Origin of the sequence: Paraburkholderia hospita (genome assembly GCF_002902965.1) — a bacterium.
Lineage (GTDB): Bacteria > Pseudomonadota > Gammaproteobacteria > Burkholderiales > Burkholderiaceae > Paraburkholderia > Paraburkholderia hospita.
The window spans coordinates 712388-727665 of record NZ_CP026107.1; the positions used below are offsets into that span (position 1 = coordinate 712388).

10 protein-coding genes are annotated in these 15278 nt (G+C 62.8%); 5 read left to right on the forward strand and 5 right to left on the reverse strand.

From position 1 onward, the window contains the following. The first annotated feature begins 311 nt into the window (after positions 1 to 311). Positions 312 to 1175 (forward strand): VOC family protein, encoded by an 864-nt coding sequence (locus tag C2L64_RS36430; RefSeq protein WP_009770847.1) that lies wholly within the window; start codon positions 312 to 314, stop codon positions 1173 to 1175. 145 nt (positions 1176 to 1320) lie between these two features. Continuing rightward, a complete protein-coding gene (locus C2L64_RS36435; RefSeq protein ID WP_009770848.1) occupies positions 1321 to 2682 on the forward strand; it encodes an MFS transporter in 1362 nt (453 codons plus the stop codon). A 286-nt stretch (positions 2683 to 2968) separates the two neighbouring features. On the opposite strand, the gene C2L64_RS53580 is transcribed toward C2L64_RS36435, so the two are convergent. The 3 genes from C2L64_RS53580 to C2L64_RS36445 all read right to left on the reverse strand — a co-directional run bounded on the left by C2L64_RS53580 (position 2969) and on the right by C2L64_RS36445 (position 4075). Then, positions 2969 to 3142 carry a hypothetical protein gene (locus C2L64_RS53580; RefSeq protein WP_158660552.1) on the reverse strand — a complete coding sequence of 58 codons (174 nt, stop codon included), beginning with the start codon at positions 3140 to 3142 and terminating at the stop codon, positions 2969 to 2971. Between the two features lie 115 nt (positions 3143 to 3257). Beyond that, positions 3258 to 3641 (reverse strand): CopD family protein, encoded by a 384-nt coding sequence (locus C2L64_RS56375; RefSeq protein ID WP_407671903.1) that lies wholly within the window; start codon positions 3639 to 3641, stop codon positions 3258 to 3260. After that, the gene (locus tag C2L64_RS36445) at positions 3584 to 4075 is read right to left on the reverse strand and encodes a copper resistance protein CopD (protein ID WP_039902603.1); all 492 of its coding nucleotides are present in this window, start codon (positions 4073 to 4075) and stop codon (positions 3584 to 3586) included. Before C2L64_RS36445 ends, C2L64_RS56375 begins: the two co-directional genes overlap by 58 nt. Before the next feature lie 590 nt (positions 4076 to 4665). Here C2L64_RS36445 and C2L64_RS53585 point away from each other — a divergent pair. After that, positions 4666 to 5139: a hypothetical protein gene (locus tag C2L64_RS53585; protein WP_131542710.1), complete on the forward strand. Its 474-nt coding sequence runs from the start codon at positions 4666 to 4668 to the stop codon at positions 5137 to 5139. Positions 5140 to 5644: 505 nt separating this feature from the next. Here the strand turns inward: C2L64_RS53585 and C2L64_RS36450 are convergent. Then, positions 5645 to 8995 (reverse strand): adenylate/guanylate cyclase domain-containing protein, encoded by a 3351-nt coding sequence (locus C2L64_RS36450; RefSeq protein WP_009770850.1) that lies wholly within the window; start codon positions 8993 to 8995, stop codon positions 5645 to 5647. A 323-nt stretch (positions 8996 to 9318) separates the two neighbouring features. Here C2L64_RS36450 and C2L64_RS36455 point away from each other — a divergent pair, with 323 nt between their 5' ends. Further along, positions 9319 to 13338 carry a response regulator gene (locus C2L64_RS36455; RefSeq protein ID WP_081498959.1) on the forward strand — a complete coding sequence of 1340 codons (4020 nt, stop codon included), beginning with the start codon at positions 9319 to 9321 and terminating at the stop codon, positions 13336 to 13338. Further along, positions 13332 to 14285, forward strand: a complete 954-nt coding sequence (locus C2L64_RS36460; RefSeq protein ID WP_009770852.1) for a diguanylate cyclase domain-containing protein — start codon at positions 13332 to 13334, stop codon at positions 14283 to 14285. The genes C2L64_RS36455 and C2L64_RS36460 overlap by 7 nt, the downstream gene beginning before the upstream one ends. A gap of 23 nt (positions 14286 to 14308) precedes the next feature. Here the strand turns inward: C2L64_RS36460 and C2L64_RS36465 are convergent, their stop codons facing one another. Next, the gene (locus C2L64_RS36465; RefSeq protein ID WP_007733723.1) at positions 14309 to 15190 is read right to left on the reverse strand and encodes a LysR family transcriptional regulator; all 882 of its coding nucleotides are present in this window, start codon (positions 15188 to 15190) and stop codon (positions 14309 to 14311) included. Positions 15191 to 15278: the final 88 nt, after the last annotated feature.

Here is a 15278-nt window from a genome sequence, read left to right on the forward strand (position 1 = left end):
AGGCATTGGCCGGTGTACCGGGGCGGACGCTCGAACGTCTCATCCGCCTTAGGCGGCGGACATTCGCGGATGAAAGGCGGTTCCGCTCGCATTTGTTTCGACCCAAAATCCTTCGATAAGCGCTACGTAGACCCGAGACGATAGTGCGAGCTTCCGCATATCCTCCGGGAGGGGGCGGCATGAAACCCCGGCCAGCGCTCTTTCAATCTCCAGCCTGAAGCAGGCCCAAGGCGAGCAGCCACGAAAATTGGGCACGCACAGGGGGGGATGCCGCCTATCCTTGGAGATAGGCAAACCGCAGGGTCCCGTTCATGATCAATTTGCACGAACTCCGGTATGTTCGGCTCGGTACACGTGACATCGGCGCCGCGGCGAAGTATGCCGCCGATATCCTTGGATTACAGCTGGTGCGCCGCGAGGGTGGGTGGGCCTACCTGCGCTCGGATGAGCGCGATCACACGCTGGTCTACTTCGAGGGGGATCCGAATGACCAGACGATTGCATTCGATGTCGTCACGAACGAGGCGCTCGAACAAGCGGGCGCGGTGTTAGAGCAGAACAGCTTCCGCGTACACGCAGGCAGTCGCAACGAGTGCGATCAACGTCGCGTACGCGCCTTCATCAGTTTCAAGGATCCATCGGGCAACCAGATTGAATTGGTGTTCGGCGCCTTGCATAGCGGCCGTCGCTATTTTCCGTCACGCGACGCCGGAATCACTGGCTTCAGCCACGTCGGCCTGCGCACCAGCGATCCCGGACGTGACGAGATCTTCTGGACGAAACTGTGCAATGCGCGTGTGAGCGACTGGATCGGACCTGCACCGCTGCTGAGAATCGACGAGGTACATCACCGGATCGCCCTCTTTCCGTCCCCGTTCGCCGGCATCCAACATATCAATCACCAGGTTGCAAGCATCGACGATCTCATGCGCGCCTGGTACACCCTGCGTGAACAGGGCATACCCATTCGGTTCGGACCAGGGCGGCATCCGACGTCGGGCGCCATCTTTCTCTACTTCGAGGGGCCTGACGGAATGACTTACGAATACTCGACAGGCGTTCGTCTGATCAGTCCGGATGAGGAAGCGAGTTACTGTCCCCGCCGGTTCCCGTTCGATTCCACCGGCTTTTGCATGTGGGGCGCCAAACCCGATATTCCAGAGTTTCAATCCTGACGCGCGATCAGGTCCATCGCTGATCGCGCGAGAGTAACCTTCAAGGCTACCGGAGGCGGAGCCAGGAGAACACGCGGGGACAAGCTTCCTGCCAGCACCCTTGTCAAAGAAACGGCCTGGATTTAGCGGCTACAGGGAGGACGCCATGGCAACGATCAGAACGGTCGATGTTCAGGAGTTCATCAACTCGCACAAGCTGTCGCCCTATCAGTTGCTGATCGTCGCGCTGTGTTTCCTGACAGTCGCGTTCGATGGTTTCGATACGGCAAGCGCCGGATTCATTGCACCTGCCATCAGGAAGCAATGGGCATTGAACGCGCTTCAGTTGGCGCCTGTGTTCGGCGGCGGCCTGTTTGGCCTGATGGTAGGCGCGCTCCTGTTCGGACCACTTGCCGACAGGTTTGGGCGCAAGCCCATACTCTGCTTTTCAGTGGCGTTTTTCGGTGTCATGTGCCTGTGGTCCGCCTACGCGACTTCTCTGCGCGAACTCATACTATTGCGATTCCTGACCGGCTTGGGTCTTGGCGGAGCCATGCCTACGGCCATTACGATGACATCCGAATTCGGTCCCGAGAAACAGCGCTCGCTATTGGTGACGAGTATGTTCTGCGGCTTCACGTTAGGCGGGTCATTGGGTGGCGTGGTCGCCTCGCAGATCATTCCCCTGCATGGCTGGCAGGGCGTGCTGTTATTCGGCGGGGCCATGCCATTGGTACTGGTGCCGGTCCTGTTATGGCTTCTGCCTGAGTCTGTCCGGTACCTGGCGTTGTCCGGCCGGAAACAGGAGCAAGTGGCCCGCACGCTCCGGCGCATAGCGCCACAGGAAGTGCTCGAACATACGGTGTTCACAGTCCCCGAGAACAAGGTCACGGGTTCTCCCGTCCGCAACCTTTTCGGCAGCGGCGTGATGGTCGGCACCGTCTGCCTCTGGCTCACCTTCTTCATGAGTCTGCTGGTGTATTACCTGCTCACTAGCTGGCTGCCCACGGTCATTAACAACACAGGCGTCCCTCTGGATATGACTGCGCTGATCGCCGCAGCGCTGCCCTTGGGCAGCACGGTCGGCGCCGTGCTGATCGGCCGCCTGATGGACAGGCACAATCCCTGTCTGATACTCACAAGCTTCTACCTTGTTGCCGCAGTGTTTATCCTGCTCATCGGCGTCGCTTCGTCGTTGCCGATGCTGGTGTTCGCAGTCTTTGGGGCTGGTCTTGGAACCGGAGGCTCGCAGACCGGCGCCAATGCGCTGGCGGCGGCCTACTATCCAACCTCCAGCCGCGTCTCCGGCGTGAGTTGGGCGCTCGGCATTGGCAGGGTGGGTTCGATCGTGGGCTCAATGGTTGGCGGAGTGCTGCTAGCCATGCATCTGGGCCTGCCCATCATGTTCGTGCTGGTTGCGATACCCACCTTCGTCGCCGCACTCAGCATGTTTGGCATGGGGCGCCACGAGGCCGCGCTCAGGTCGTCTGAGGTTGCTCGAACGCTCCCTGGTTCAGTCAAGCCTTAGACGACTGTCAGCGCCGAATCCATGCATCGCACTTTCGTCGAAGGTCCCTTCTCCGGCATTTCGTCCAGCGGCACCGTACGCTAATGGCGCCGGCACGCCGCCGACCGATCGCTCCGGGGTGGCATTCGGAGGTTGACGCGTGTCCAGTGGAAGGGCGGCAACTTGGCGCGTGCTGCCCGGTTGTGGCTTTGCGAGTTTCAGTCCGCGTATATCCGCTTGCATGAGGCAGAGCCCGGCCATTTGCCACGGTTGGTCCGCGCATTCGCGCGAACATTCGGATGACTGATCAGCGCGCAAGCAGCGGCCCCCAGAATCTCGCCACCAACGATGAAGTAAGCGTCGCCGGGCACAGAGCTGCCGATGCCTCATTGGCCGCGGCAGCAAGATGCGGGTGGCAAGCGGTAAGCGAGACTGCGGCCAGCGGCAGCGCGATGGCGAAGTGGTGGAAGGTACGGCGCATGACATGATCTCCAATTCTGCATTGACAAAAAAATTCGGTGGCGGGAAGTATGTGACCGTGTCAGGCGTGACTATCATTCGCCGCATCAATATCGCGAGCCAAAATTTTCCACATGCTAGCCACCCGTCGGCGCCATATGGCCCAACACTGGAGCCAGCGCGAGGATAGCTAGCATGGCAAGCGCTTCAGTCAAAAGAAGACTGTCGAAGCGGCGCTGCACAGCAGGATAAGCCGGGTCGAGTCGTTCAGCACGAGCGTGCAGATCGGGCAGAACCACCAGCCGGTTCCAGCCACCCAATGAGGTCGCAAGGGCTACGCATGCAAGCTTCGTGGCGAGCAACCGGCCCCAGGCCGTTCCAAAGAGTGGCGCGCTCGCGTGTGCGGTGTCCTGCATTGCATTATAGAAACCGGTGACGAGGACAACCGCAAGTGCGACCGTCGCTAGTTGAGACAACGCGGAGCATAAGGCAGCCTTTTGGCCGGGCGAACTGCCCTCCACGCGTGAGAGCCGGTACAGCAGGGATCGCCGCGACGATCACGCCACCACCCGCCCAGAGGCCAGTCGACCAGGTGCACGACGTGGATGGTCTCTCTCAGCGAGAAATCGCCCGAGTCCGCCGCATGGCTGGACGCAGCCTTGCCCGCCGCATAGGCGAGAAGGCCCACGACGAACAGCGGGAAGCCGCGCCGCCCGAAATAACAACTCGATGCCGCGACCAGTGCGCCGAGGAATCCGACTGACCATGCGAGGCCGAAGTGAGACTCTGTCAGCACGGCACCCACAGCTACACCGGCGGCGGGGAGCGCCGAACCGCTCATCACCGCCGCCTGCAGCCAGAGATACGCGAGTGCAGCGATGGGCTGCGTCGTCGTAAGGAAAGCACGCCAGAGGCGCAGCGTGGCCTGCTCAAGCATGCCGCTGCGTTCTCCCATTTTGCTGTCCCGGGGACATGCGTTGCTACCGTCGCGACTCCTTCACCTCGGGCTTCGGATGGCCTCCGCTTCGCTTCTATTTCGAGGTTCCAGTAATCAGTTGGTTTGCCGATGCGACCCGTGTAGATGTGTTGTCGTTCGATTGCCATGTGGCGTGGGCCAAGATAACGGACCCCTGATGGTCCGGGCCGCGCTGCCCAAGAAGACTCGCACAATCTCGAGGTTGGGCCTGGGCACTACAGCCAAGCTCACGGTGAGCAAGACCTTGGCTGGATATCGCCCCTTATGGACTACAGTGCAAAAGCAGTCGCCGTTCTGAGTGGCAATTGGTGGCTGCTCCTACTAAATGCTGAAATTCCCATGCGTGCATAGCCCGATGATCAACATGGCAACGTTCGTGAGTTTGGCCTCGACATGACGGGAAACACCACCAGCACGCCGGGCCAGTGGCGCGTCGTCAACCGCTCCCCGGGTTGCACCATGCCCGGAGACCCGGGGCAGCAACCAAAACGTCGACTCATACGACGTGAATAGATCCCGTTGCATAGGCTTGAAGCGCAAGACTCGTATCAGGAATCTGGAGATCGATCGTGAGAAAAAGCACTCTTTTCATTTTTTCGATACTTATTTCCGTTAATGTTGAAGCGCATGTCGTTAGCTCATGCGACGGAGTCTATTCAGCACGCATTGGTGCGGGCGGCGGGTTGGTGATCCAGCAAGCGGGACGATATCTGGGGGTGGTAAAAACCGATCATGCTGTGGACGGTGGTTTATTTAGTCCCGATGACTCGATTTTGATCGCATTTGGCTTGCCGACCGAAATTGACGCTCGTTCGCCAAAGATAACGCGAGTGTCAATTTACTCGGTGAAGCCGACCGTAAGCCTCATCCACAGGGTGACATATGGCGGCGGCGTATACGATGTCGCTTTTAGTGACGATCAGAATTACGTATTTGTAAATAATCAATATGGAGTCGATGTAATTGATATAAGGCGAGGGAATTTCCAGCCATATGACTCGACGCATGTCCCGCAGTTCACGACGCAGCAATGCAGGAAATGACCATTTCGAGTTGGTAAATAGGCTGCCTCATCGGCCGTCCTTGCCGGACTTTAAGAGATTCAGCAGCGGGCAGGTCACGCCCCAGATGCTCGATTCAGGTAGCGTCAGCAACCCGCCATATTGCTGACGTAGTACCCGGCCCACTTCAATGTCCGCAAAGGCCGACAACCAGGGGCCGCGACGCCAGCGCGAATGGCGGTTGTAGCTCGAAAGCCGACTGTGGAGCGACGTCGGGTCGAACGGCGGCAGTGGGTCGGGTGCTGTCCTCCGACAGGAGGACAGCTGTCGTTTGACGCAACAGACGGGTCAACGACCGCAGAGCCACCAACAACTGCCCTTCGCCGGCGACCAGCTTAATGACCGCTAAGGCCAACCAGCCTCCCCGAACATCCTCCTTCACTCAAAATCCCCGTCCAGAGACGTTTGCCGCGATAACGTAGGTGATCGCGACCATACCGAGCACACGCAATCAAAATCCTTCCGAGTGCGCGACCGTTATAGCTCGTCACCGATCACCCTTTCGCGAAGTCTGAATCACTGCCAGCGCCGCATCCACCGCACGCCGCGCCCCATCGAACCCCGCCGCCGCCAGCGCCGCGCGCACACCCTGAAGTTCTGGCAAAAAGCCTTCATCGACGGAATCATCAAGCGCAGCAGCGAGCACTCGCCCGCGGGCCGCGAACAGTTGCGCCCACGGCAATGGTTCGGCACGCGTGTACTGCTCCAGCGCCTCGATATACCGCAGCGCACCCGCTGGATCGCGCACCGACAGCATCGCGTCGATCGCATCGCGGTAGAACCACAAATGATTGTGACCAACCGCACCGCGCCGCAGTAGATCGGCCCCCTCGGCAAGCATGCGCGCCCGCTCGGCGTCGTCGTCGACAGCGCAGCTCAGCGCACTCAATGCCTTCGGCGCGCTGAACTGCATGCCAACTTCACGGCACAGCGCCAACGACTCTCTCAAAACGCGCGCCGCCTCCTCGCGCTTACCGCTTTCTAGCAACACACGCGCTTGCATCTCGAGGTTCTGCGCCTCGAAGCGGCGCGCGCCGAGTTGCCGGATCAACCGCATTTCCTGTTCGAGATGAACCTGCGCCGCGCGCATGTCGCCCGTTTCGTAGCACGCGAACACGCCCAGCGTTTCGCATAGCAACTGCGCGCGCGGCTGCCCAACAAGCGCCGCCTCGCGCGACGCAGCGATGGCATCGACACAGGCCTCGCGCGCCTCGTTCAGATAGATGCGGCTAAAGCCTTGCATCGACCGGTTGGCCACTTCGATGCGACCGAAACCATGTTCGCGGCTCAACGCGACGCAACGGCTGAAGTGTTCGAATGCCGTGCGCATCCGCCCCTGCGCATAGGCGGCATCGGCGAGACCACCCAGCGCGCGCGCCTCCGCTTCGGGCAAGCCGAGCCGCTGTGCGTAAGCGAGCCCGCGTTCGTGTTCGATCCGGCAGTCGTCAATCCGTCCGAGCGGGAACAGGATATTGCCGCGCAGATGATGCAGGCGCGCAAGTTCGCTCACGCTGTCTTCGCGTTCCGCTATCTGCTGCGCGGCGTCGAGCAAAGCGAGCGCTTCGCTCAAGCCCTCGCTGACCCGCAAGCCTTCCGCGAGTCCAAGTTGCGCGACACAACGGCTGGCATCATCGGGTGCTGCATCGACAGCCGAGCGATACGTGGCCATCGACGCAGGAATGTCGCCCAGATCGCACTGCAACTCGCCCTTGAAGCACGTCAGCGCATGCGTGTCGTGCGGCGACTGCGCGATCCGAAGCCCTCGCTCGATCAGAAGCAGCGCGGATTCCGTGAAATGCGCGGTCCGCTGCGCGTGCGCCGCATCGAGGCAAGCCTGCGGCGCGCGCTCGTCTTCGGCGCGATCCAGGTGCTGTGCGTGCAGCACGGCGTCGCTGTCTGCGAACCAGTCGGCGGCGCGACGATGCAACTCGCGCCGCCGCGCCCGCAGAAGCGTCGAGTACGCGCTCTCCTGAATCAGCGCGTGCGCGAATAGAAAGTCATCGCCTTCAGGCAGCACGAGTGCATTGGCGACCAGCGTGCCGCAGTCGTAGTCCGGCTCATCGATCAGCCGTCTGAGCAGCGCGAGCCCGAAGCGCTGCCCGATCACCGATGCCGCCTGGAACGCAACGCGGTCGCGCGCTTCGAGCCGGTCCATGCGCGCGAGCACGAGACTCTGGATTGACGCCGGCACAGCGTCGCCGCTGCCTTCTTCGGCGTTGTGCAGAAGCTGTTCGAGAAATAGCGGATTGCCGTCCGCGCGTTCGATGCAGGCAAGCGCCACGCGCTGCGTCGCGTCGATGAAATTGCCCGCGAGCGTCAGCGCTTCGTCGCGGCGCAGCGGACCGAGATCGATCGTCGCGAGCGGCGTGTCGCGCATCCGGGCGCGCCACGCGGCATCGAGCGGATCGCCATCGATACGCGAGGTCATCACCAGCAGTCCCGTGCCGCCTCCAATACCAGACGCGAACGCAGACAGATAGCCCAACACCTCGGTATCGGCCCAATGCAGGTCTTCGACGACAATCATGCTCGCGCCGCGCCGGCATGCGTCAGCCGTCAGCGCCGCGACGACTGTCTGCTTACCGCGCTTGCGCGCGCCGTGATCCATTGCGTCGTAGAGCGTGCGCCATTCGCCCGATTGCGGCAGATCGAGTAGATCGTCGAGAAAGACGCACTGCTCGGGCTGGATGACGCCATTGCCGACAAGGCGCGCGGCCACGGCCTTACGCTCTTCGGTATCCGCCGCGGGCGACAGGCCTAGCAGGCTGTCCATGATCGCGCGCACCGGGTCCTGCCCCTTGCCGACGCCGAAGTCGAGCACGAGCCCCCGATGCACTGCGAAGCAATGCGTGTGAGCAAACACGCGCATCTCATCGACGAGCCGCGTCTTGCCGATGCCCGCATCGCCGCGCACATAGACGACGTGTCCGGCTCGCTGTTCGACGCACGCGCGCACGATGCCACGAAACTGCTCCAATTCCGCCTTGCGCCCGACGAACCGGCTGCGGCTCGCACGCGCGGGTTCGCGCACCACGCAGGAGAGGCGCCACGCGCGCGCGGGCACGTCTATGCCCTTGAAGTGCATCTCGCCCATCTGCTCGCAGACCGCGCTGTCGCCGAGCGCGCGCCGCACACCGTCGGACAACAACGTCTGTCGCGCGCCCGCCGCCGAGACCAGCCGCGCGGCAAGATTCACCGCGTCGCCATGCACCGTGTAGTCCTGCGCATCGGCACGGCTGACTGCGCCCGCAACCACCTCGCCGCTTGCGATGCCGATATGCGCCTGTAAGCTCCGGGCGCTTGTCGCGTTCAGCTGGTCGAGCGCGTCGTGAATATCGAGCGCGGCGCGGGCCGCGCGCAGCGGATCGGTTTCGTGCGCCCGTGGCGCGCCGAAAAGCGCCATCACGGCATCGCCGATGTGCTTGTCGATGGTGCCGCCGTACGCGAGCACGATGCCGTCGACCAGCCCGGTGAAGCGACCGATCAGTTCACGCAGTTCTTCGGGATCGAGTGTTTGCGAGAGCGCGGTGAAGCCGCACAGGTCGGCGAAGAGCACGGTGACCTGTCTGCGCTCTTCCACTGGCGTGCTGACAGCGGGCGCGACAGGTCTATCGAGGGCAGGCTGGGCCACGGGCGGCGCATCGGCTCCCGAAGCCGGCATCTGCGCAATCGCCGCCAGCAGCCGCTTGCGATGCCCGAGCGAGCGAACGCCGAGTTCCTTCAGATCCGCGTCAGTGAGCCCGGACAGCATCGCCGCGTCGATGTCGTTGTCGGCAAAGGCCTGTATGTATTGCTCGAGCCCAAGGCCGCCCAGCCACAGTTCGATATCCATCGTCATCGCCGGAATCTGTTTCCCGTTGCGGGCTTAAAAAATAGAACGGCACTTGCCTTGTCTAGTGTAGGTGTTGCGCGCATTAGGGCCGAATTGCGCGTTTCACCTTACGATTGGTATCAGAATTACCAACCCCACCGTCTTAAAGAACCACCGACCATTGTCGTTAACCGGAAAGTCAAGGTAGTCTCGACATCAGGCACCAAGGCACTGTCCTTGCGTGCGTAGCCGTCGTTTTGCGCGTTTTTCAGCGATTGCTACGCCAATACAGGCAAGAATTGCCGGTAGGCCACCTTCAAATGATGCGGTAAGCATGTCGGAGACTTCGCTTGGCCAGTCGTGTTTTTAGTCGGATCTCGCTTCCCATCCGGGTGACCTTGTTCCTCGTCGTCGTATGCGCGCTGCTGATCGGCAGTGACGTATGGCGCAGCGTCACGTCGCGTCAGGACCAGATGGAGGAAATGTCCGTCGCGGCCGCGAACCTCGCGCGCGCCATGGCGCAGCACGCCGACGACACCATCAAGCAGGCCGACACCACGCTGGTCGGCGTCGTGGAGCGCGTCGAGCATGACGGCGTGAGCACGGCCGCGCTCGACCGGCTGCATCGCCTGTTCATGCAGAGCGTGGCGGAGCTGCCTCAACTCAACGGCCTGTATCTCTACGACCGCGACGGCAAATGGCTCGCGAACTCGCAGCCCACGCTCGTCACGACCTTCAACAACGCCGACCGCGAATATTTCGTCTATCACCGCACGCACGCCGACCGTGGCCCGCACATCGGCATGCCCGTGAAAAGCCGTTCGACGGGGAAATGGATCGTCCCCGTGTCGCGCCGCATCGACGGTCCGGACGGCCAGTTCGCCGGCGTCGCGCTCGCGACCATCGACATCGAGTTCTTCACGCGCTTCTACGACAGCCTCGATATCGGCCGATACGGCGCCGTCGCGCTCGTCGCGGACAGCGGCATCATGGTCGTGCGCCGTCCGTTTGAAACGCGCTTCATCGGCAAGAACGTCGTCGACACGATGCTATTCAAGGTGCATCAGCAGTCGGGCGAAGCGGGCCGCTTCGTGTCGAAGTCCGCGCAGGACGGCGTGACGCGCCTGAACAGCGTGCGCAATCTGAGCCAGTACCCGCTCTTCGTCGCCGCCGCGCTCGCGCAGGACGAGATCCTCGCGCCATGGTGGTCGGACACGTTATGGCATGCGGCGGGCACGACCGTGCTCGTGCTGATGCTCGCCGTATTCGGCTGGCGGCTGGTGCGCAACGCAAACGCGCGCACGCGCATCGAGCGCAAGCTGGCCGCGAGCCTCGAAACGACGCGCGCGATTCTCGACACAGCCGTCAATCCCATCATCACGCTCGACCGCTCGGGCGTGATCCTGACGCTCAACCCGGCGGGCGAGAAGGCCTTCGGTTATGCGGAGCGCGAGATCGCCGGCAAGGATGTACGCGTGCTCGTGTCGGCCACGGTCAACGAGCTGTTCACCCGCTATGCGTCGCAGTTCGCCGAGAACGTCGACAAGGACGCGCGCGAGATCGCCAGCGAATGCGAGCTGGCCGGCTTGCGCAAGGACGGCAGCGAGTTCCCCATCCATGTGTCGACGGGGACAATGGTGACGGGCGGCGAGCGGCGCTTCGTCTGCGTGATTACGGATATGTCCGAGCAGATTCGCGAGCGCGCCGAACTATCGGAAGCCCGCGACCAGTTGCTGCTGGCCGCGGATATCGCCGAGCTGGGTATCTGGTCATGGGAGTTTGCGAGCGACGCGTTGCGCTGGAACACCCGCATGTTCGAGATTTTCGGCTACGCGTCGACACCTGCCGAAGGCTTGCGTTTCGAGCACTGGCTGTCGCGCGTGTACGAAGAGGACCGCGCGGCTGCCGTCGAAAAACTGGAAGCCGCGTTTGCCGGCGAGATCACGGCGAAGCACATTCATCTGCCGCTTTACCGGATCGTGCTGCCCGACGGCGAAATCCGCCATATCCAGACCACCTTCACGGTTCAGCGCGACGTATCGGGCAAACCGGTCGGCATGACGGGCGTGAATCACGACGTCACCGAGCCTCGCAATATCGAGCTTCGGCTGCGCGACGCCAAGCATCAGGCCGACGTGGCAAATGCGGCGAAGTCGGCGTTCCTCGCGAACATGAGCCACGAAATACGCACACCGCTGAACGCGGTGCTCGGCATGCTCGATCTCGTGCAATCGACGGGACTCAACGAGCGGCAGGGCGGCTACGTCGTCAAGGCCGAGACGGCGGCGAAGTCGCTGCTCGGCTTGCTGAACGATATTCTCGATTACTCGAAGATCGAAGCCGGCAAGCTCCAGCTCGACACGCATACGTTCGAAATCGAGCCGCTGATGCAGGATCTCGGCGTCGTGCTGTCGGGCAACCAGTACGACAAGGAAGTCGAAGTCCTGTTCGATATCAGCCCCGATCTGCCGCCCGTCGTGATCGGCGACAGCTTGCGGCTGCAACAGGTGCTCGTGAATCTCGCGGGCAACGCGCTCAAGTTCACGATCAAAGGCCAGGTGGTCGTCAGCTTCACGCTGCTGTCGCGGCTCGATAGCGGCGTGCGCGTGCGTATCGCGGTGACGGACAGCGGCATCGGCATCAGCGAGACGCAGCTCACGCAGATTTTTGAAGGCTTCAGCCAGGCCGAAGTATCGACCACGCGCCGTTTCGGCGGCACCGGGCTTGGCCTGGCGATCAGCCAGCGGCTCGTCGAACTGATGGGTGGCAAGCTCGAAGTAGCGAGCGAATTCGGCAAGGGCAGCCGCTTCTGGTTCGACATCAATCTCGGCGTCAGCGACGTTGTGCCCGTGGACCACTTCGATCTTTATCAGCCGCGCGACCGGCGCTTGCGCGTGCTCGTCGCCGACGATAACGGCATCGCACGCGAAGTGCTGTCGCGCACGGCGCGCGCGCTTGGCTGGGAAGCAGACGTGGTGCCGGGCGGCATTTCGGCCGTCAAGCTGACGAGCGCCGCTGAGCGCGAGAACGAAGGCTACGACGTGATCCTGCTCGATTGGCGCATGCCCGATCTCGACGGTCTAGCGGCGGCGCGGCGGATCGACGAAGCGCGCGCCGGCCGCAGCACGCCCGCTATCGTGATGATCACCGCCTATGGCCAGGAAGTGCTCGCCGCCGCGCAGGAATCCGACGACATGCCGTTCGATGCCTTCGTCACGAAGCCCGTCACGCCGAAGCAGCTTGCGCAGACCGTGCAGCGCGTGCTGACGGGCCAGAAGGCGCCCCACACGAAACGGACCTCGGCGCAAGCGCCTGCGGGCGCCGGACGGCTGGCTGGCCTCACGCTGCTGGTCGTCGAAGACAATCCGCTGAATCGCGAAGTGGCCGAAGGCTTGTTGAGCCGCGAGGGCGCGCAGGTAGCGCTTGCCGAAAGCGGGCTCGAAGGCGTCGAGAAGGTGCTGACGGGCACGCGCGTGTTCGACGCGGTGTTGATGGACATGCAGATGCCGGATGTCGACGGTCTCGAAGCGACGCGGCTGATTCGCTCGCACGGCCGCTTCGCGTCGCTGCCGATCATCGCGATGACCGCGAACGCGACCCGCGCGGACCGCGACGCGTGTCTCGCGGCGGGCATGAACGACCATGTCGGCAAGCCGATCGACGTCGCGCAACTGGTCAACGCATTGCTGGCCCATACGCGAGCAAGTGCGGCGCCGGAGTCTACGGCGAACTCACACGCCGTCGATGAACCCGTGGCGAGCGAATTGCTCGAACGAAAGGAATCGATCGTCGGGCGTTTTGGCGGCAGTGAAGACCTGATCCGCAAGGCGCTCGGCGTGTTCGTGAGCGAAATGGAGCGGCATCTCGACGGCTTGCGCGACGAAGCGGAGCAGGGCGGCACGGGACGCAGCGCGGCGCTGCTGCATGCGATCAAGGGCAGCGCGGGAACGATGGGCGCCACGGCGCTCGCCGATACCGCGGCGGCGCTCGAACATCGCGTGATCGAAGCGGACGACGCGGACGAGGGCCAAGCAGCGGCATCCGTCTCACACGTTGACGTGGATAGTCTCGAACGTCTGCTGCTCGATAGCGTTGCGCGGTTGCGTGTCGTGTTCGGCAGCAAGCAAAGCGCGCAAGCGGCGGGCGCCGCGCAGCTGCAGACGGACGAATATCGCGAGCGGCTTGGCCGTTTGCTCGAACGGCTGGAGTCGTCCAATCTGGAAGCGCTCGATCTCGCCGAAACGCTCGCGCCGCATGTGCCGTCGGCGTTGCAGCCGCGCTTCGACCGGCTGCTCGCCGAGATCGAAGCGCTCGATTTCGTCACGGCTGCCGCAAGCACCCGTGAGATGCTGGATAACCTGACATGCTAGAACACATCCCCGGAGACTGGGCTCACACGTTTACGCGGCGTCCGAAGGTGCTCATTGCGGACGATCAGCCCATCAACGTTCGCGCGCTGCATGCGCTCTTCAAGGACGATTGCGACGTGTTCATGGCGACGAGTGGCGCGCAGACCATTGAGCTGTGCCACAAGGTGATGCCCGACCTGATCCTGCTCGACGTCGTGATGGACGGCATGGACGGCCACGAAGTATGTCGTCGCCTGAAGGCCGATCCGCTGACGCACACGATTCCCATCATCTTCGTCACCGCGCAGACCAACGAAGCCGATGAGGAGTATGGCCTGTCGCTCGGTGCCGTCGACTTCATCACGAAACCGGTCAAGCCGGCCATCGTGCGCGCGCGGGTGCGCGCGCATCTGTCGTTGAAAATGCAGGGTGACGTGCTGCGCTCGATCGCGCTCGTCGACGGCCTGACGGGCGTCGGCAACCGGCGCAAGTTCGAAGAGGATTTCGACGCGAGCTGGCGGCACTGCCTGCGCGAATCGGCGCCGCTGTCGCTGGTGATGGTCGACGTCGATTACTTCAAGCGTTACAACGATCGTTACGGGCATCAGGCGGGCGACCGCTGTCTGCAAACCGTCGCCAAACGGCTGACGGAAACGCTACGCCGCCCTTACGACACCGTCGGCCGTTATGGCGGCGAGGAGTTCGCCTGCCTGTTGCCGAACACGCCACTCGAAGCGGCGACACGTCTCGCGATGCGCATGGAAGAGGCCGTGCGCGCGCTCAAGCTCGAGCATCTCGATTCGGGCTGCGCGGAGACGGTCACGATCTCGGCGGGTGTCGCGACGCTGCTCCCGACTGATGACTCGCAGCCCGCCGAGCTTATCGATGCCGCCGACCGCCAGCTCTATGAAGCGAAACACGCAGGCCGCGGCCGCGTCGCTTCGCCGATGCGGATGATGGAAGGTTAGGCGTTCCGCCTTTTAGCTGCGCGTCACGCTCTTTCGCGCGGCATCGCTTGCAGCGTATCGACGATCTCGCGCATCAGCGCCTTGCGGTCATCCGACGCGCGCTGCACCATGCCGACCGTGCGCAGCGTCGGCGGGCTGGAAATCGGGATCACGCGCAAGAGCGGGTCGTTCAGCCAGTTACCGCGTATCAGCAGCGGCAGCACCGCGACACCGACTTTCTCGCGCACCAGCGCGACGATCGTTTCGATCGAATTGAGTTCGAGATACTCGTTGACCATCAAGCCCGCTTTCTCCAGCGCCTGTTCGACGACCTGGCCGGTGCGCACGCGCCGGTCGAAACGCAGAAAGCCGTGGCTGCGCAGGATGCGCTGCGGGTCGTTGTCGGCGACGTCGCGGCTTACCACCAGCATCATCGGCTCCGTATAGAGCTTGGTCCATTTGAGCGTGTCGGGCAGCCTTTCGTCCGCGCGCGCGACTACGGCGGCGACGTCTACTTCGCCCACTTCCACCATGTTTGCCAGTTCGTCCGAGCGCGCCGACAGCAGCCGCACGTCGAGCCGAGGATGAGCTGCCTTCAGCCGCGCGACGGCCAGCGATAGCGCACCAATCACCGACACCACCGCGCCGATCGTGACAGGCCCTTCCATCGCGTCAGCCGGTTTGCCCTCCAGTTCGGCGAGCAGATCGAGAATCTGCTCGACCTTTGGCCAGATCGCCTGACCGTGCTGCGTCAACGTAATCTGCCGCCCTCGGCGATCGAACAACTGCCGCCCCAACGCCTCTTCGAGCCCGCGCATCTGCAGGCTGACGGCGGCCTGCGTCAGCGCGACTTTGTCGGCGGCGGCCGAGAACGAGCCGGTGCGGGCAACGGCCTTGAAGGTCTTCAACATGCGAAGCGTCGGCATGGGCGGTTCCGGATCTGGGATTCACGGTCGATCGCACGATCGACTCATGAGAAAAACTTAAGTATCGAAAAGAAAGTTTAATATTTTT